Source organism: Mycobacterium sp. (assembly GCF_040509115.1).
Classification (GTDB): Bacteria; Actinomycetota; Actinomycetes; order Mycobacteriales; family Mycobacteriaceae; genus Mycobacterium.
Window position 1 is genome coordinate 1 of the sequence record NZ_JBEVLO010000380.1, and the last position, 17,413, is coordinate 17,413.

The window sequence follows — 17,413 nt, forward strand, 5'->3', positions numbered from 1 at the left end:
ACGAGGACGTCGGCGTGCTGCTCGTCGACGACGTCACGCCGTACGAGTTGATGAAGCTGCGGCTGCTCAACGCCGGCCATCAGGCTCTCTGCTACTTCGCCTATCTGGCGGGCTACCGACTGGTGGCCGACGCTGCGGGCGACCCCCTGTTCGCGAAGTTCCTTCTCGACTACATGGACAACGAGGCGACGCCGACCCTCAAGCCAGTGCCCGGCATCGACCTGCCCGACTTCAAGAAGACCGCGATCGCCCGCTTCGCCAACCCCGCCGTGCGCGACACCATCGTGCGACTGTGCTTCGGCTCGTCGGACCGCATCCCGCAGTGGCTGGTGCCGGTGATCAAGGAGAACCTCACCAGCGGCGAGCCCGTCAAGCTGTCCGCGGCCACCGTCGCAAGCTGGGCCCGCTACGCCGAGGGTGTCGACGAGCAGGGCGAACTCATCGACGTTCAAGACCAGTTGGCGGACTCCCTTGTGCCACTGGCCAAGTCGCAGTTGGAACACCCGACGGCGTTCATCGAGAACACTGCGCTGTTCGGCGACCTGGCCAAGGAGCAGCGGTTCGTCGACGCCTACCTGTGGACGCTGAACTCGCTTCACGAGGTCGGGGCCCGCGCGACGCTGGAGGCCCTCGTCGGTGGGAAGGACTCGCAGTGACGTCCCGAAGGCGACGACGAGCGAGGGACGAGCGATGACGCAGCGCGCCCTCGTCATCGGCGAGGCACTGATCGACATCGTCGAACGCGACGGGCAGATACTCGGCGAGCACGTCGGCGGCAGCCCGCTCAACGTCGCGGTCGGGCTTGGCAGGCTCGGACGCGACGTCGACTTCCTCACTCACATCGGTGACGACGAACGTGGACACCGCATCGTCGAGCACCTCGAGGCATCCCACGTCCGACTGGTGCCGGGAAGCAGCGGCGCCGCGCGCACGCCGACCGCGATGGCCCGCCTCGATGAGACGGGCGCCGCGAACTACACGTTCGACCTCGAGTGGCAGCTGGCAGGAACGCCCGAGGTGGCTCCCCCGCTGGTGGTCCACACCGGATCGATCGCCGGTTTCGCGGATCCTGGCTGCCTGGCGACGGCCGCACTGCTCGACGCCTATCACCTGGCGGCGACCGTCACCTACGACCCGAACGTACGTCCCGCCCTGATCGCCGACCGCGAGCAGGCCATCGCCCGCATCGAGCGGCTCGTCGAGAAGTCCGACGTCGTCAAGGCCAGCGACGAGGATCTGCGCTGGATCGATCCCAGCCGGACACCGGAGCAGCTCGCGACCGCGTGGCAGTCGCTCGGTCCTTCGATCGTGGCGGTGACGATGGGCGAACGTGGATCGTTCGCGATCTGCGCGGCCGGGACGGTGTCCGCGCGGGCACGTCAGGTCGAGGTGATCGACACGGTCGGCGCAGGCGATTCGTTCATGACTGGGCTGATCGACGCGTTGTGGACGTTCGACCTGCTGGGTGGTGATCGGCGCGCGGAGTTGGCCCGCATCGACGTCGAGACGCTGGAACGCGTCGTGCAGACGGCGTCGCTGGCGTCGGCGCTGACCGTCGCGCGCGCGGGTGCCGACTTGCCGGATCGCGCCGCTCTGCTGCGCGGCTGAACCGGTAAGCCATACTGGGTCATGCGTTCCATCTGGAAGGGATCGGTCGCCTTCGGCCTGGTGAACGTGCCGGTCAAGGTCTACAGCGCGACCGAAGACCACGACATCAAGTTCCACCAGGTGCATGCGAAGGACAACGGACGCATCCGGTACAAGCGGGTCTGCGAAATCTGCGGCGAGGTCGTCGAATACCGCGACATCGCCAAGTCGTACGAGTCCGAAGACGGTCAGACCGTCGTCATCACCGACGAGGACATCGCGACGATGCCCGAGGAGCGCAGCCGCGAGATCGAAGTGGTCGAGTTCGTCCCCGCCGACCAGATCGACCCGCTGATGTACGACAAGAGCTACTTCCTTGAGCCCGATTCGAAGTCGTCGAAGTCCTACGTGCTGCTGGCGGAGACGCTCGCGAAGACGGACCGGGTGGCGATCGTGCACTTCGCGCTACGCAGCAAGACGCGGCTGGCGGCGTTGCGCGTCAAGGACTTCGGCAAGCGTGAGGTGATGGTCGTGCACACCTTGCTGTGGCCCGACGAGATCCGCGACCCCGACTTCCCCGAACTCGACAAGAAGGTGGAGATCAAGCCCGCCGAGCTGAAGATGGCAGGCCAGGTGGTCGAGTCGATGACCGATGACTTCCATCCCGAGGCGTTCACCGACAACTACCGCATCGAGATGATGGAACTCATCCAGGCCAAGATCGATGGCGGTGAGGCGTTCGCCGTCGAGGAACAGCCCGCCGAACTCGACGAGACCGACGACGTGTCCGATCTGTTGGCCAAGCTCGAAGCCAGTGTCAAGGCGCGCCAGTCGGGTTCGTCCGGATCGTCTGACGACGATGGCGATGACGATGACGAGCCGGCCAAGAAGGCCCCCGCGAAGGCCGCGGCCAAGAAGGCTCCTGCGAAGAAGACGCCCGCGAAGAAGGCTCCCGCCAAGAAGACGCCTGCCAAGAAGGCTCCTGCCAAGAAGTAGGAAGCGCGCTGCGCGCGACGACGTCGACTGGCGTCTCCGACGCGAATGTCGTTGGCCGCCAATCATTTACCGTACCTGCCGAGCTACGCCTTTCCGGGGTTTCTGCGGGTCGCGTGCCGAACGGATCGCAGCCATCGCCCAGAATCCGCGTCGAATTAGAACGTGTTCTAGTAGCGTCGACTCCTGTGATTCTCGACAGATTCAAGCTCGTCGACCAGGTCGCCGTCGTCACGGGCGCAGGCCGCGGGCTCGGCGCCGCCATGGCGGTAGCCTTCGCGGAGGCCGGCGCCGACGTGGTCATTGCGGCGCGAACCCAGTCGCAACTCGACGAGGTCGCCGAGCGGATCCGCGCAGTGGGCCGCCGCGCGCACGTCGTCGTCGCCGATCTCGCGCATCCGGAGGACACGGCGAAGCTCGCTGCCGAGGCCATCGAGGCGTTCGGCAAACTGGACATCGTCGTCAACAACGTCGGCGGCACCATGCCGGCGCCGCTCATGGACACCTCCACCAAGGACCTGCGCGATGCCTTCACGTTCAACGTGACCACCGCGCACGCGTTGACGACGGCCGCCGTTCCCCTGATGCTCGAGCACTCCGGCGGCGGCAGCATCATCAACATCACCTCCACGATGGCCCGGGTCTCCGGCCGCGGATTCGCAGCCTACGGAACGGCGAAAGCCGCACTCGCGCAGTACACCCGACTGGCCGCGCTCGACCTCGCGCCGCGCATCCGGGTCAACGCGATCGCCCCGGGTTCGATCCTCACCTCGGCGCTCGACATCCTGGCGAGCAACGACGAACTACGCAAACCCATGGAGGACGCCACGCCGCTGCGGCGCCTTGGCGACCCGCTCGACATCGCCGCAGCCGCCGTCTACCTCGCCTCGTCGGCGGGCAGCTTCCTCACCGGCAAGACCCTCGAGGTCGACGGCGGCATCACCGTCCCGAACTTCGAGTTCCCCATCCCCGACCTGTGATGACGACCCGCGACTTGCCGCTGGTCACCAGAAAAGGGTTGTACGCTGGCAGTCTGCTGTCAGAGGCGTGACGACAATCAATCGCCGTAACGAAGGGCCTGCCATGCGCACGCGGTATCTCATCGGATTGCTTGCTTCTGCAGGGGCTGCGTCGGCCGTCCTCCTGGCCCCGTCCGCATCGGCGGAGCCCAGCTGCACGACCGCCGGGGAGGTCGGCGACACCGGCACCTCGACCACTCAGTGCCAGTCGCCGGGAAACGTCCAGATCACGGCGACGGCACCTGACGTCCCCACCTACCTCTACCCATGGGAGGACGAGTTCTACGGTCCTGCCCTCGTCATCGGCGGTGGCGGTTGGGGACCCCACGGCGGCGGTGCCGGTGGTGGTGGCGGTGGCGGTGGCGGCCACCGGTAACGTCGGCCCGGACAGGACGCCGCTCGTGCGTTGCCCACCAAGGACTCTCGTCCCAATGACTGTGGTCGCCGCGATCGCGGGCGCACTACTCGCCGCACCCACGGCGACAGCGACGCCGGACTGTACGAACACGGGACCGTTGACCACGCAGTGCGAGACTCCCGGTCACGCGCAGATCGTGACGTCGCCGCCCGTCATGAACAACAACTCGTACCCGTACGGCGGCTTCGTCGTCGGCTTCCCCTGGTGACGGCAACCCAATGAGTCGTTCCGCTGGTCGATCGACAAGGTTTCGGCTAACCTAACTTTTCTATTCGCATCCCCGGATCGAGAGTGGATCAGTTGTCGACCAAGACCACGGCGCCCAAGGCTTCCAAGCGCTCAACCATGCTCCTGCTCGGGCCGGCCTTCGTGGCGGCCATCGCCTACGTGGACCCCGGCAACGTCGCGGCCAACGTCAGCGCCGGCGCCCAATTCGGCTTCCTGCTGGTATGGGTGATTCTGGTCGCCAACGTCATGGCCGGGCTGGTGCAGTATCTGTCGGCCAAGCTCGGTCTGGTGACCGGGCGTTCGCTTCCGGAGGCCGTCGCGGACCACACCCGGACCCGCACCAGGGTCGCCTATTGGCTGCAGGCCGAATTGGTCGCCATGGCAACCGATCTCGCCGAGGTCGTCGGTGGTGCGATCGCGCTCTATCTGCTGTTCGATCTGCCGCTCCTGCTCGGCGGCGTCATCACCGGCATGGTCTCGCTGGTGCTGCTCGCGGTGCAGGACCGTCGCGGGCAGCGGGTCTTCGAGCGCGTCATCACGGGCCTGCTGCTCGTCATCGCCGTTGGCTTCCTGACCAGCCTCTTCGTCGAACCCCCTTCGCCGAGCGATGTCGTCGGCGGATTGGTGCCGCGCTTCGACGGCCCGGAGAGCATCTTGCTCGCCACTGCGATGCTCGGCGCCACGGTGATGCCGCACGCGGTGTACCTGCACTCCGGCCTCGCCCGCGACCGTCATGGTCAACCCGAGGCAGGCGAACCGCGTCGCCGCCTCCTGCGCGTGACCCGATACGACGTCGCCCTGGCGATGATCGTCGCGGGCGCCGTCAATCTCGCGATGCTGCTGGTCGCCGCCACCAACCTGCAGGGCATGGACAACACCGACTCGATAGAGGGCGCGTACTCCGCAGTGCAGACCACCCTCGGCCACACGGTCGCACTGTTCTTCGCCATCGGACTCCTGGCGTCGGGCCTGGCCTCCACCTCGGTCGGCGCGTACGCCGGCGCCATGATCATGCAAGGCCTGCTGCGGCGCACCTACCCGATACTGCTGCGCCGGCTGGTCACGCTCATCCCCGCGCTGGTGATCCTGGCCGTCGGCTTCGACCCCAGTCGCGCGCTGGTGCTGTCGCAGGTGGTGCTGTCGTTTGGCATCCCGTTCGCGTTGATTCCGCTGGTGCGACTGACCAGCAACCGTTCGCTCATGGGCGACGACGTCAACCACCGCGTGACCACCGCACTCGGCTGGACGGTCGCGGGGGTGATTAGTCTTCTCAACGTGGTTCTCATCTATCTGACGGTCACCGGCTGAATGCAGCCCTACTTCGCGTACGGGTCGAACCTGGACGTGACGCAGATGACGCGGCGCTGCCCGGATGCCACCGATCCCCGGCCTGCGACGCTGACCGACCACGACTGGCTCATCAACGAACGTGGCGTCGCCACCCTGGAACCGTTCGACGGCGCGGAGGTTCACGGCATCCTCTGGCGGGTCAGCGACGCCGACCTCGCGAACCTCGACCGCGCCGAGGGCGTGCCCGTGCGTTACCGACGTGACCGCCTGGTGGTGTCGTCGGACGACGGCCCCGTCGAGGCCTGGGTGTACATCGACCACCGCATCGAGCCGGGGCCTGCGCGGGATGGCTACCTGGAGCGGATCATCGACGGCGCCATGCACCACGGGTTGCCCGCGCGCTGGCTCGACTTCCTTCACCGCTGGGATCCCGTGCACTGGCCCCGTCAGCTGGGCGACCCCGGTCCGGATGCGCCGCAGACCCTTACCGAGCTTCTGGCCGACCCCGACGTCACCGAGTCCACCGTGCTCCGGTCGACGTTCGGCTTCCTCGCCATCCACGGCGGCGGACTGGAGAGAATGACCGACGTCATCGCCGAGCGGGCGGCAGTCGCCGCCAATGCCTCGGTCTACCTAGTGCACCATCCCGACGGTTACCCGAACCACCTGGGCTCCAGCGCTTTTCGCGCCGATGAGTCGCCCGCGCTCGCGGAGTTCCTCGATCACGTCGACGTCGTGGTGTCGTTGCACGGATACGGCCGGATCAACCGCAGCACTCAACTGCTGGTGGGCGGGCGCAACCGGGACCTCGCCGCACACCTCGCCCGACACGTCGTCGTGCCCGGTTATGAGTTGGTCACCGAGCTGGAGCAGATCCCCCGCGAGCTACGCGGCCTGCATCCACTGAACCCCGTGAATCAACCCCGCGGCGGCGGGGCTCAGATCGAGTTGTCACCACGCGTACGCGGCATCAGCCCGCGCAGCGGCATGGTCGGCGACAACGGGTTGACTCGCGCGACGTCCCTACTCGTCGACGGCCTCGTTGCGGCCGCACGGTCCTGGCCGAACTGAGCGCTACTCCTCCATGTCCAGCACCGGCGTCGGCCGCTGGAACCCGCGGGTCACGATCAGCAGCCACACGAAACCGATGGCCAGCCAGATCAATCCGACTTCGAGCGTCAGCCAGGAGAGGCTGGTCCACAACCAGACGGTGAGCACGAAGCCGATCCCCGGCAGCAACAGGTTGTTGAGGACGTTCTTCTCGCCGGCGTCGATGAAGTAGTGCTTGATGACGGTGAGGTTCACCGCCGAGAAGGCAATCAGCGCACCGAAACTCACCACCGAAGCCAGGAAGCCCAGATCGATCCAGAGCGCGACGAGCGAGATCACCGACACCACCAGGATGGCGAAGGTCGGCGTCGCAAAGCGCAGCGAGACGTGTCCGAAAACCCTGCGCGGCATGATGCCGTCGCGTCCCATCGCGTACAGGATCCTGGCCACGGACGCCTGCGACGTCAGCGCGGAACCGATGCAGCCCGCAATGTAGGCGGCGGTGAAGAACGTGTTCAGGAACTGCCCGCCGGCCGAGGTCATCACGTCCAACGATCCCGAGTCGACGTCGGCGAACTCGTTGGACGGGAAGACCAACTGCGACACGTAGGACAGACCGAAGAAGATGAGCCCGCACACCACGGTCGCGATCATGATCGCCTTTGGCACGGTGCGAGTCGGGTCCTTGGCTTCCTCCGACATCGTCGACACGGCATCGAAGCCGAGGAAGGACAGGCACAGGATCGCCGCGCCCGCGAAGATCGGGCTTGCCCCGCTCACCGAGCCGTCCCCGGAGAAGGGTGCCAGCAGGTTGACGTTGCCTGCCTTCGTGATGGTCATGAAGGCCATCACCACGAAGACGAGGATGAAGATCACCTGCAGCGCCAGCAGCAGGAAGTTGGCCCGTGCCACCGACACGATGCCGATGATGTTGAGCACCGTCACGATGACGATCGATACCAAGATCCACACCCAGGCGGGCACGGCGGGGATCGCGGCCTCCATGTAGATACCGATGACCAGGTAGTTCAGCATCGGCAGGAACAGGTAGTCCAGCAGCAGCGACCAACCGGCCAGGAAGCCGATCGGCGCGCCGAACGTTCTCTGCGTGTAGGCGTAGGTCGACCCCGCCACAGGATAGGCCGCCGACATCCGCGCATAGGACCTCGCGGTGAACACCATGGCGGCCAGCGTGACGAGGTAGGCGACCGACAGTCGGCCGCCCGTCAGCTGGGTGACGATGCCGTAGGTGGTGAACACCGTCAGCGGCACCATGTAGACCATGCCGAACAGCACCAGGGCTGGGACGCCGAGCGCGCGTTTGAGGTGACCCTCGCCCGCGGCTACCGCCGTCTCGGCCGACGACTTGCCCATGGAGACCGGTGGCCCAGAAGGTGTGGTGGACATGGCTTTCCCTTCAGCTGTGGAACGGTTGACCGAGCTCGCCCCGGAGATAGGTACCCCGCACGACGATTGCGGGCAGGTCGAGGGCGGGCGTCTCACGCGGGTCGCGCGCCAGCCAGACCAGGTCGGCACTTGCGCCTGGAATCAGGCGGCCCCACGTGCCCTCGGCGAAGGCCTGCTCGGCGACGCCTGCGGTGTAGGCGGACAGGGCGCGGTCGATCGTCAGGATCTCCTCCGCGATCCAGGGATCGCCCTGCGGGATCTGCCGCGACACCCCGATCGCGATGCCGTCGAACGGTGCGCCGGAGGACACCGGCCAGTCCGAGCCGAACGCCAGCGGCGCACCCGAGTCGTCGAGACTGCGCATCCGGTACTGCTTGTCGGCGCGTTCGACGCCGAGGCGCGGGATCGTGAGCACCGTCATCAACGCGTCCATCTGCGCCCATAGCGGCTGCATGCAGGGGATCACGCCCAGCTTGGCGAAGCGAGCAAGATCGGCGTCGTCGACCAGCTGCACGTGAGCGATCACCGGGCGACGGTCGCGCGGCCCGTTGCATTCGATGGCGTACTCGATGGCGTCGAGCGCCTGACGTACCGCAGCGTCGCCAATGGCGTGGATGTGGATCTGCAGGCCGAGTTCGTCGACCTGCCGAGCGGCCCTGGCCAGGCTGTCGCCCTCCCAGACGGTCATGCCGTGCCCGTGTAGTCCTGAGCAGTACGGCGCGAGCAGCGCACCAGTCTCGTTCTCGACGACGCCGTCGGCGAAGAACTTCACGGTGTGCGCGGTCAGCAGCGGCGACCCGACCCCCTCCACCCGGCGGCGCGCCTCGGCGAAACCGGCCAGCTGCGCGTCGAAGTGGCGTGGGTCGGCGTACATGGCCAGGTTGAACCTGATGCGCAGCGCACCGCTTCGGGCCGCGGCGACGTAGGTGTCGACGTCACCGGGCTCGACCCATGCGTCCTGCACCCAGGTGACGCCCCTGGCCAGGTAGTAGTCGGCGGCCGTGCCGAGCGCCGCGATCCGCACGTCCTCGTCGCGCGGGGGCATGACGGCGGAGATGAGGTCCACCGCCCCCCACTCCCGCATGGTGCCGAGCACCGAGCCGTCGTCGCGGTGCGGAATCTCGCCGAGCACCGGGTCGGGCGTCTCCGGGGTGATGCCTGCCCGCTCGAGGGCCACCGAGTTGACCCACATCGTGTGGTAGTCCCACGCGCGCAGGGCGACGGGCCGGTCGGGCACCGCCTCGTCGAGCCAGCGGGCGTCGAACAGCCCACCCTCGGCCAGGCTCCCGTCGTAGGAGGCGCCGACGATCCACTCGTCGTCGGGATTCGCCTCGGCGTACTTCCGAACCTCGGCGACGATCTCCTCCACCGAACTGCACGGCCGCACCGCCGGACCGACGAACTCGAGGCCGCCGAGCATCGGGTGGGCATGCCCGTCGCCGAAGGACGGCATCAGGAATCCGCCCTCCAGGTCGACCTCGACAGCAGCATCGGTCGCCTTCGCGAGAGCGTCGTCACCCAGGGCCACGATGACGCCGTCGTCGACCAGAAGTGCGCCAACCGTCGTCGATCCCGTCGCCTCGTTCGCGTTGGTCGCCTGAGAGGTACCTGTCCACACGGTTCCGTTGCGAAACAGCGTCATCGCCACGGATTCGCACACTACGCGGCGTTTAGGGATCCGCAATGTCGAACGGGAGCCGACGACACCCATCCGACTCGTCGGTGGTTCCGAATAGTGATCGTGGAACGTGAAGACCTCATCGGCCGCTCGATCGCCGTCATCGGCAGCGGCGTTGCCGGACTGACGGCCAGCTACGTCCTGTCCGCGCGCAACCGGGTGACCCTGTTCGAGGCCGACGGTCGGCTCGGCGGACATGCGCACACCCACCACCTGGACAGGGGCGACGGAAACGTCGTCGCGGTCGACTCGGCCTTCCTGGTGCACAACGACCGCACGTATCCGACGTTGTGCCGGTTGTTCGCCGAACTGGGCATCGCGACGCACGACACCGACATGTCGATGTCGGTACGCGACGACGCCTCGGGCCTCGAGTTCGCTGGCGCCCGCGGCCTCGGTGGGCTCTTCCCCTCTTGGTCGAACGCCCGCCCCCGATACCTGCTGATGCTCGCGGAGGTAAAGCGGTTCCACCGCGAGGCCACCCGCCTGCTGACCACCGACGAGAGCACCGACGCACCTGGCGAGACATTGGGCGCGTTCGTCGAGCGGCACGACTTCTCCCCGTACTTCGTCGAGCACTTCATGACTCCCCTGGTGGCCGCCGTGTGGTCATGCGCTCCCGGCGACGCCATGCGCTACCCCGCCCGCTACCTCTTCGTGTTCCTTCAGCATCACGGCATGCTGACGGTCTTCGGATCGCCGACGTGGCGCACCGTCGTCGGCGGGTCGGCCACCTACGTCGCGGCCATCGCCGAGAGACTGCACGAGGTGCGCACCGGAGTGCCGGTGCGCTCGGTCAAACGGGTATCCGACGGCGTACAGATCTCGGCAGGCGTCGACGGACCCCGCACCTTCGATGCGGCGGTCATCGCCACCCATCCCGCACAGGCGCTTCTGATGTTGGCCGAACCCACCGCCGCCGAGCGGGACGTCCTTGGCGCAATTCGCTACTCCACCAACCACGCTCAGCTGCACACCGACGAATCGGTGCTGCCGCGACGCTCCCGGGCCAGGGCCTCCTGGAACTACCTGGCGACGCCGGACGTGGACCACGTGCTGGTGACCTACGACGTCACCCGGCTGATGGGGCTGTCCGGGACCGAACGCTTCCTGGTGACGCTCGGCGGGCATGACTACGTCGATCAGTCCACCGTGATCGCGGACATGACTTACGAACATCCGCTGTACACACCCGAATCCCTTGCCGCACAGGGACTGTTGCCGACAATCGATGACGACCGGGTGACCTTCGCCGGGGCGTACCACGGCTGGGGTTTCCACGAGGACGGAGCCGCGTCCGGATTTCGGGCCGCCCGAAGGCTCGGCGCCGACTGGTCGGTCGCCGCGGATCTGGAGTCGGTGCCATGTTGAGCGCGCTGTACCGCACCCGCATCACCCACCTCCGTCGCGCTCCGGTTCACCACTACTTCGAGCAGAGCGGGTACAGCTGGTACGTCGACATCGACGAGCTGCCCACCCTGCCCCGGTGGCTGCAGCCGTTCGCGCAATTCGAGGCCGCAGACCACCTCTCGCCGCCGATCGCCGGTCAGGACACCCTGCGGACGCGGGTCGACGCCTACCTCGCCGAGCGTGGCATCGAACTCCCGGGTGGCACCGTCACGGCGCTTCTGCAGGCCAGAGTGCTTGGGTACGTGTTCAATCCGCTGAGCGTCTTCTGGTGCCACGATGCGCAGGGCGTGCTGCGCCACGTCATCGCCGAGGTGCACAACACCTATGGTGGGCGCCACGCCTACCTGCTGCCCCCGACGGGCAATCAACCCGCCGCGGTGAAGAAGGCACTGTACGTGTCCCCGTTCAACGAGGTCGACGGCTACTACCTGGTGCGTGCGCCGCTTCCGGACGAGCGCCTGGACGTGACGATCTCCCTGCACCGGGAGAACAGGCCCGCCTTCGTCGCCACGCTCGACGGCACCCGCCGCGAGGCAACGGTGGCCAACGTTCTTCGCCTCCAGCTGGTGGCACCGGTGGCACCTTTGATGGGAGCGATGTGGATCCGCATCCAGGGCATCACGCTGTGGGCGCGCAAGGTACCAGTCGTGCCTCGGGAGCCCGCGGCCGAGCGGGAGAGGGTCGGCCAGCTGTGACCATCAACGTCACCGGAAATGTCGGCACCACCACAGATTCCGTCGACCCGGCACGCTGGCCGTCGGTCGCGCGGGTGCCGGGCGGGCCGATCAGCATGGCCACCGCTCGAGTCGCAGAATCGTTCCTGGGCCGGTCCGCCACCCGCCTGCCGCTGCGGTTGCGGTATCCGGACGGATCCGTGGTCGGTGCGGCCGATCCGACACTGCCGACGATGGACATTCACCAACCCAGCGCGCTGTTCCGTCGCGTCGGCAGGTCCGGGTTGATCGGGTTCGGCGAGTCGTACATGGCGGGCGAGTGGAGTTCCGACGATCTGGCCGGCCTGCTGACCGCATTCGCGAACTCGGTGGCCGACCTGGTTCCGCCTGCGCTGCAATGGCTTCGACCGCTGGCGGTGGTCAGTCATCCGAGTTCGATGCACAACAGCCTCAAGCAGGCCCGCAGTAACATCGCCGAGCACTACGACCTGTCGAATGACCTGTTCGCCGAGTTCCTCGACGACACGATGACCTACTCCAGCGCGCTGTTCGACAATTCCCAACCCGGGTGGTCCGAACTCAAGGCGGGGCAGCACCGCAAGATCGATCGCCTCCTGGACTCCGCAAGGGTGGGGCCGGGCAGTCACGTCCTCGAAATCGGGACCGGATGGGGCGAACTGTGCCTACGCGCCGCAGCGCGAGGTGCGCGAGTTCATTCGATCACACTGTCCGCCGAACAACAGCGCCTCGCCCAGCAGCGGGTGGCCGCGGCGGGTTTCTCCAACCTCGTCACCATCGAACTGAAGGACTACCGCGAGATCGAGGGGCGTTACGATGCCGTCGTCTCGGTGGAGATGATCGAGGCAGTGGGATATCGCTTCTGGCCCACCTACTTCCAAACCCTGGACCGACTGGTGTCACCCGGTGGCCGGGTGGTGATCCAGGCGATCACCATGCCGCACGACCGAATGTTGGCCTCGCGCAACACCTACACCTGGATCCAGAAGTACATCTTTCCCGGCGGGATGATTCCGTCCGTCGAAGGCGTCGTGGGGATCACCGAGCGGGAGACCCGACTACGCACCGTCGGGATGCTGTCGCTGCGACCTCACTACGCCGAGACCCTGCGGCTGTGGCGGGAACGCTTCAACTCGCGACGGGACTCCGTGTTCGCGTTGGGCTTCGACGAGGTCTTCGCGCGAATGTGGGAGCTGTACCTGGCGTACTCGGAGGCCGGTTTCCGCTCCGGTTACCTCGACGTCTACCAGTGGACCTTCGCCCCGACCGGTACGTCCCGATGAGCGTCCGATGAGCGTCCGATGAGCTTCGTCGTCGTTTCCGTTGCCGCCCTGGCGATTCTGCTGGTGGTGTACGGCGTCACCTTTGCAATCGGCAGGCGGATCGGCCGCTACAACGTCGTCGACGTCACCTGGGGGGCCAGCTTCGTCGCCGTGGCGATGGTTGCCGCGGTGGTCGGCGATGGGGATCCGTTCCGCAGGGTGCTCCTGCTGGCGCTGACGGCCGTGTGGGGACTGCGACTGGCGTGGCACATGGTGGGCAAGTCCTCCGGGCGGGGTGAAGACCCGCGGTACGACGATCTGCTCGACGGCGACTTCTCGCCAGCCCACGTGATTCGCAAGATCTTCCTCACGCAGGCACTCGCGGCATGGTTCATCTCGCTGCCGTTGCAGCTCTCCGCGGTCCTCGGGCCGACGCCGGGCGTGCTGCGGCCGGTACTGGTGGCGGGCGTCGCCCTGTGGGCGCTCGGGGTGCTGTTCGAGGCGTTTGGCGATCGCCAGTTGCGCCAGTTCAAGGCCGACGCCGCCAACAAGGGCAAGATCATGGACCGTGGCCTGTGGTCCTGGACGCGGCATCCCAACTACTTTGGCGACGCCTCGGTGTGGTGGGGTCTGTGGCTGATCTCGATCACCGGTCTGCTGTCGCTGGCCACGGTGCTGTCACCCGTCGCGATGACCTATTTCCTGGTGTACGCCACCGGCGCGCGACTCACCGAGCGAATCATGGCCGACCGTCCGGGATTTCGTGAATACTGCACGCGGACATCATTTTTCGTTCCACGTCCGCCAAGGTCGCGAGTGTCGTGACCGTTCTCGTGACCGCCAGTAGTACACTACGCGGCGTGACGGCCGACCTCGACGCATTGTTGCGCCGAGTCGCACAGCGCGACGTCGAGGCGTTTGCCGCCTTCTATGACAACACCAGGGCAAGGGTGTACGGCCTAGTGGTACGGGTGCTGCGCGACCCCGGCTACAGCGAAGAGACCACCCAGGACATCTATCTGCAGGTGTGGCGCAACGCGCAGGGATACAACCCGGCGGCGGGCACGCCGCTCGCGTGGTTGATGACACTGGCGCACCGCCGTGCGGTCGACCGGGTCAGGTCCGAGCAGGCCACCAGCCAGCGCGAATCGCGTTACGGCGCCGCCAACGTCGACCCGCCCGCGGACCGCGTCGCCGAGGCCGTCATCCAGCTCGACGAGCAGCGACAGGTCAATGCGTGCCTGGACTCACTGACCGATCCGCAGCGCGAATGCATCCAGCTGGCCTATTACGAAGGCCTGACCTATGTCCAGGTATCCGAGCGCTTGGCGGCGAACCTTGCCACCATAAAGTCGCGGATGCGTGATGGCATCCGTGGGTTGCGCAAGTGTCTGGGGGTCTCGTGACCGAGCCGAATGACGATCTGATGATCCTCGCTACCCCCTACGCGCTGCACGCGATGCCGCAGGCCGACGTCGAGGACGTCGAACGACAACTTGCCGATGCCCCGGCGCCCGTCGCACTCGCCTTCGCCGACGAAGTCCGCACGGTCCGCGAACTCATGGCGCGGATGTCCGCTGCGACGGCCGTCGAACCGCCGCCCGAGCTGCGCGCGCGGCTGCTGAGCGCCGTCGACGACGGCAAGGTGGTCGAGCTGCGACCGCAGTCGACGCGGTGGCGCACCATCGCAGTCGCCGCCGCAGCAGCGGTGGTCATCGGGGTCGGCGCGCTCGGGGTCGGGTTCGCGATGCGACCGGCGCCCACGCAGACCGCTGCCGAGCAGATCTACGCCGCGCCGGACGTCCGCACCGTCTCGGCCCAGATCGATTCCGGTAGAGCCACGTTCGTGTTCTCGCGGGAACGCAATGCCGGCTTCCTGGTGATGAACGACGTCGCCCCGCCGAAGCCGGGCACCGTCTACCAGATGTGGCTGCTCAGCGACGCCGGTGCGGCATCGGCGGGCACCATGGACGCAGCGGCGGTGTCGCCGTCGACAAAGGCCGTGCTCCCGGACCTGGGCAACTCGACCGCTCTTGCCTTCACCGTCGAACCACCCGGTGGGTCGACGACGCCAACCACCCCGATCTTCGCCGAGCTGTCGCTGGCGTGACGGGTCGTCAGCAGCCCTCGACGGTCGCCCTTGCGGTCTCCTCGACGACGTCGCTCACGTCGCCACGCCGACGCCAAGCCCGCCGCTGACGTGCGGCGCCGTTGCCGTCGGTGAGTATCCGCGCCACCTCCGACTTCACCATGTCGTAGTCACCCGACGCGGTCAGCGTCTCCCGTAGGTCCTCGACGAACGCGTCGAGCAGCGCACCGGCAGGCCGCACGGCGTGCCCATCGGTGAGGTCGATCAGGTCGCCCTCCAGGCCGTACCTCGCGGCCTTCCAGTAGGCGGCCGACAGCACCTGCGGCGAGACCGACGGCATCGGCTCGCCCCGTTGGTCGTCGTCGATCGTCGTCGTGACGAGCGCCCGGACCAACGTCGCGTAGAGCACTGTCTCGGCCACGGTGGCTGGCACGTCGGCCACCCGGACTTCGACGGTCGGAAAATTGGCCGACGGGCGGACGTCCCAATAGACCATGCCGTCGTCGAGCATGGCGCCGGAGTCGAGCATCATCTTGACGAGGGCGTCGTATTCGTCGATCGAGTCGAAGTGCGGCGGCGGCCCCGCACTGGGCCAACGCCCCCACAGCACGCTGCGCCAGCTGGCGTGTCCGGTATCGGCGTTGCGGTACACCGCAGAATTCGCCGTCAACGCCAGGAGCAGCGGAAGCCAGGGCCGCAACCGATTGCTCACCCGGATCGCAAGCTCCCGGTCGGCGACCGCGACGTGCACGTGGCAGCCGGAGATGCCCTGTTCGTGGGCGATCATGCCGAATCTCTCGGCGATCCTGTGATAGCGCGGTTTGTCGGTGATCGGAAACTCGTGCGGAAGCGTCGGCGGAAGTGCGACCGCCATCAGTCGCGCGCCTGCGGCGTCGGCGGCCTCTGCGGTGATGCGGCGCAGCCTCGTCAGGTCGGCCCGCAAATCCTCGCTGGACGTCGCTACCTCCGACGTCGTCTCGACCTGGCAGCTGGTGAGTTCGAGCTCCAGATCCACGCCACGTTGGGCGGCTCCGTCGGCGACCAGGGTGTTGTGGGGAACGGGCTGGCCGGTACGCGGGTCGACGAGAAGGAACTCTTCCTCGACGCCCATCGTCGGCAGTTCAGGCGGAGTGTTGATCCGGCCCATCGGATCGTCCACAACGGGCCGGATCAGGGTGATACACCTCCTGCGGAGCGATGGGTTCGCTCGGCTCGGGAGGACTATTTCCCGCGCCCACCACGGTCAAACATGTGAGTTTCCCGGGGGCACCTAAGCTCTGGTGATGGCCAAGGAATTTCGGTTCGGGTTCGGTCTGCACTCCGCGCAACGGCAATCGTCCGTCCAGGATTGGGCCCGCCGCGCGGAAGACATGGGGTACGACGTTCTGCACGTCCCCGACCATCTCGGGGCGCCGGCGCCGTTTCCCACTCTGATGGCGGCGGCCGCGGCCACCACGACCCTGCACCTCGGTACCTTCGTCCTCAACGCCGGGTTCTACAAGCCAGCGCTTCTGGCCCGCGACGCGGAGGGATTGCGCGACCTGAGCGGGGGACGCCTCGAGCTCGGCCTTGGCGCCGGTTACGTGAAGGCGGAGTTCGAGGCTGCGGAACTGCCCTTCCCCTCGGCGGGCCAGCGCGTCGACTACCTCCGGCACGTCGTCGACTACCTCAGCGAGCACGTGGCCGACGTACCCCTTCTCATCGCAGGCAACGGCGACAAGCTGCTGACGGTCGCCGCGCAGAAGGCGCACGTCATCGGGTTGACCGGAGGGGATCCGACCACCGAGGGCGGTGATCCGCTGGCCGAGCGCATCGCGTTCGTCCGCGCCGCAGCTCCCGACCGCTTCGACGATCTGGAGCTCAACATCGCGGTCACCGCGATGCCCATCGACGACACCGGAATCCCCGACCTGTCGATCACTCGGCGGTTCCTACCGCAATTGTCCGACGACCAGCTGCTGCGGACCCCCGGCGTGCTGTCGGGCTCGATCAGCGACATCGCCGACGAGATTCGCCGCTACCGCGACACCTACGGCGTCACCTACGTCATCGTCCAGCAGCCTCACGCCGAGGCGTTCGCAAAGGTGATCGCGCTTCTCAAGTAGCCGGGGTCAGCGGCCCCGAAAGGCGTCCTTGAATCGCTCTCCGGACATCTTCACGCGGGCCTTGACCTGATCGACCTTGCCCTCGCTGCGGAGTCGTTCGTTGCCGGTCATCTCGCCGATGTTCTCCTTGACCCGTCCGGCCAGGCGATCGACGGTGTGACGGGCCTTCTTGGATGCAGTCATGG

General features: G+C 67.1%; 19 protein-coding genes. 15 read left to right on the plus strand and 4 right to left on the minus strand.

The window, feature by feature from the left end; translation table 11 throughout:
• From ABW137_RS26255 to ABW137_RS26290, 8 genes are all read left to right on the plus strand, one after another.
• Positions 1-656, plus strand: a 656-nt coding sequence (locus ABW137_RS26255) for a mannitol dehydrogenase family protein (protein ID WP_526404395.1), incomplete at its 5' end; no start/stop codon positions are given.
• A 34-nt stretch (positions 657-690) separates the two neighbouring features.
• Positions 691-1,608: a carbohydrate kinase family protein gene (locus ABW137_RS26260; protein ID WP_526404396.1), complete on the plus strand. Its 918-nt coding sequence runs from the start codon at positions 691-693 to the stop codon at positions 1,606-1,608.
• A 21-nt stretch (positions 1,609-1,629) separates the two neighbouring features.
• Positions 1,630-2,583 carry a non-homologous end joining protein Ku gene (ku, locus tag ABW137_RS26265; RefSeq protein WP_526404397.1) on the plus strand — a complete coding sequence of 318 codons (954 nt, stop codon included), beginning with the start codon at positions 1,630-1,632 and terminating at the stop codon, positions 2,581-2,583.
• A gap of 185 nt (positions 2,584-2,768) precedes the next feature.
• Entirely contained in the window at positions 2,769-3,560 is a 792-nt protein-coding gene (locus ABW137_RS26270; protein WP_526404398.1) for an SDR family oxidoreductase, read from the plus strand.
• A gap of 103 nt (positions 3,561-3,663) precedes the next feature.
• Positions 3,664-3,975, plus strand: coding sequence for a hypothetical protein (locus ABW137_RS26275; protein WP_526404399.1), 312 nt, complete (start codon positions 3,664-3,666; stop codon positions 3,973-3,975).
• A 55-nt stretch (positions 3,976-4,030) separates the two neighbouring features.
• Positions 4,031-4,225, plus strand: a complete 195-nt coding sequence (locus ABW137_RS26280) for a hypothetical protein (protein WP_526404400.1) — start codon at positions 4,031-4,033, stop codon at positions 4,223-4,225.
• A gap of 92 nt (positions 4,226-4,317) precedes the next feature.
• Entirely contained in the window at positions 4,318-5,553 is a 1,236-nt protein-coding gene (locus ABW137_RS26285) for an Nramp family divalent metal transporter (RefSeq protein ID WP_526404408.1), read from the plus strand.
• Positions 5,554-6,606 carry a poly-gamma-glutamate hydrolase family protein gene (locus ABW137_RS26290; protein ID WP_526404401.1) on the plus strand — a complete coding sequence of 351 codons (1,053 nt, stop codon included), beginning with the start codon at positions 5,554-5,556 and terminating at the stop codon, positions 6,604-6,606.
• A gap of 3 nt (positions 6,607-6,609) precedes the next feature.
• Here ABW137_RS26290 and ABW137_RS26295 read toward each other — a convergent pair whose 3' ends face one another.
• Positions 6,610-7,959 carry an amino acid permease gene (locus ABW137_RS26295; protein ID WP_526404409.1) on the minus strand — a complete coding sequence of 450 codons (1,350 nt, stop codon included), beginning with the start codon at positions 7,957-7,959 and terminating at the stop codon, positions 6,610-6,612.
• 43 nt (positions 7,960-8,002) lie between these two features.
• Complete coding sequence (locus tag ABW137_RS26300; RefSeq protein ID WP_526404410.1) at positions 8,003-9,634, minus strand: amidohydrolase; 1,632 nt, start codon at positions 9,632-9,634, stop codon at positions 8,003-8,005.
• A gap of 99 nt (positions 9,635-9,733) precedes the next feature.
• On the opposite strand from ABW137_RS26300, the gene ABW137_RS26305 reads away from it, so the two are divergent.
• From ABW137_RS26305 to ABW137_RS26330, 6 genes are read left to right on the plus strand one after another with little or no spacing between them, the layout of a single operon-like run.
• Positions 9,734-11,041, plus strand: coding sequence for an NAD(P)/FAD-dependent oxidoreductase (locus ABW137_RS26305; protein ID WP_526404402.1), 1,308 nt, complete (start codon positions 9,734-9,736; stop codon positions 11,039-11,041).
• Positions 11,035-11,775 (plus strand): DUF1365 domain-containing protein, encoded by a 741-nt coding sequence (locus tag ABW137_RS26310; RefSeq protein ID WP_526404403.1) that lies wholly within the window; start codon positions 11,035-11,037, stop codon positions 11,773-11,775. Before ABW137_RS26305 ends, ABW137_RS26310 begins: the two co-directional genes overlap by 7 nt.
• Positions 11,772-13,055 (plus strand): SAM-dependent methyltransferase, encoded by a 1,284-nt coding sequence (locus ABW137_RS26315; protein ID WP_526404404.1) that lies wholly within the window; start codon positions 11,772-11,774, stop codon positions 13,053-13,055. The genes ABW137_RS26310 and ABW137_RS26315 overlap by 4 nt, the downstream gene beginning before the upstream one ends.
• Positions 13,056-13,073: 18 nt before the next feature.
• A complete protein-coding gene (locus ABW137_RS26320) occupies positions 13,074-13,859 on the plus strand; it encodes a DUF1295 domain-containing protein (protein WP_526404405.1) in 786 nt (261 codons plus the stop codon).
• A gap of 8 nt (positions 13,860-13,867) precedes the next feature.
• Positions 13,868-14,440 carry an RNA polymerase sigma factor gene (locus ABW137_RS26325; protein ID WP_526404411.1) on the plus strand — a complete coding sequence of 191 codons (573 nt, stop codon included), beginning with the start codon at positions 13,868-13,870 and terminating at the stop codon, positions 14,438-14,440.
• On the plus strand, positions 14,437-15,144 hold the full coding sequence (locus tag ABW137_RS26330) for an anti-sigma factor (protein WP_526404406.1): 708 nt from the start codon (positions 14,437-14,439) through the stop codon (positions 15,142-15,144). Before ABW137_RS26325 ends, ABW137_RS26330 begins: the two co-directional genes overlap by 4 nt.
• 7 nt (positions 15,145-15,151) lie before the next feature.
• Here ABW137_RS26330 and ABW137_RS26335 read toward each other — a convergent pair whose 3' ends face one another.
• Positions 15,152-16,270: a carboxylate-amine ligase gene (locus tag ABW137_RS26335; protein WP_526404412.1), complete on the minus strand. Its 1,119-nt coding sequence runs from the start codon at positions 16,268-16,270 to the stop codon at positions 15,152-15,154.
• Between the two features lie 136 nt (positions 16,271-16,406).
• On the opposite strand from ABW137_RS26335, the gene ABW137_RS26340 reads away from it, so the two are divergent.
• Positions 16,407-17,228 carry an LLM class F420-dependent oxidoreductase gene (locus ABW137_RS26340; RefSeq protein WP_526404407.1) on the plus strand — a complete coding sequence of 274 codons (822 nt, stop codon included), beginning with the start codon at positions 16,407-16,409 and terminating at the stop codon, positions 17,226-17,228.
• Positions 17,229-17,234: 6 nt separating this feature from the next.
• Here ABW137_RS26340 and ABW137_RS26345 read toward each other — a convergent pair whose 3' ends face one another.
• On the minus strand, positions 17,235-17,411 hold the full coding sequence (locus ABW137_RS26345) for a CsbD family protein (RefSeq protein ID WP_526404413.1): 177 nt from the start codon (positions 17,409-17,411) through the stop codon (positions 17,235-17,237).
• Between the last annotated feature and the right edge of the window lie 2 nt (positions 17,412-17,413).

Coding starts and splice junctions, on each gene's coding strand:
- ABW137_RS26320 (WP_526404405.1), top strand. CDS start 13,074: ATGAGCTTCGTCGTCGTTTCCGTTGCCGCCCTGGCGATTCTGCTGGTG.
- ABW137_RS26345 (WP_526404413.1), bottom strand. CDS start 17,411: ATGACTGCATCCAAGAAGGCCCGTCACACCGTCGATCGCCTGGCCGGA.
- ABW137_RS26280 (WP_526404400.1), top strand. CDS start 4,031: ATGACTGTGGTCGCCGCGATCGCGGGCGCACTACTCGCCGCACCCACG.
- ABW137_RS26300 (WP_526404410.1), bottom strand. CDS start 9,634: ATGACGCTGTTTCGCAACGGAACCGTGTGGACAGGTACCTCTCAGGCG.
- ABW137_RS26335 (WP_526404412.1), bottom strand. CDS start 16,270: ATGGGCCGGATCAACACTCCGCCTGAACTGCCGACGATGGGCGTCGAG.
- ABW137_RS26260 (WP_526404396.1), top strand. CDS start 691: ATGACGCAGCGCGCCCTCGTCATCGGCGAGGCACTGATCGACATCGTC.
- ABW137_RS26275 (WP_526404399.1), top strand. CDS start 3,664: ATGCGCACGCGGTATCTCATCGGATTGCTTGCTTCTGCAGGGGCTGCG.
- ABW137_RS26340 (WP_526404407.1), top strand. CDS start 16,407: ATGGCCAAGGAATTTCGGTTCGGGTTCGGTCTGCACTCCGCGCAACGG.
- ABW137_RS26310 (WP_526404403.1), top strand. CDS start 11,035: ATGTTGAGCGCGCTGTACCGCACCCGCATCACCCACCTCCGTCGCGCT.
- ABW137_RS26295 (WP_526404409.1), bottom strand. CDS start 7,959: ATGGGCAAGTCGTCGGCCGAGACGGCGGTAGCCGCGGGCGAGGGTCAC.
- ABW137_RS26290 (WP_526404401.1), top strand. CDS start 5,554: ATGCAGCCCTACTTCGCGTACGGGTCGAACCTGGACGTGACGCAGATG.
- ku (WP_526404397.1), top strand. CDS start 1,630: ATGCGTTCCATCTGGAAGGGATCGGTCGCCTTCGGCCTGGTGAACGTG.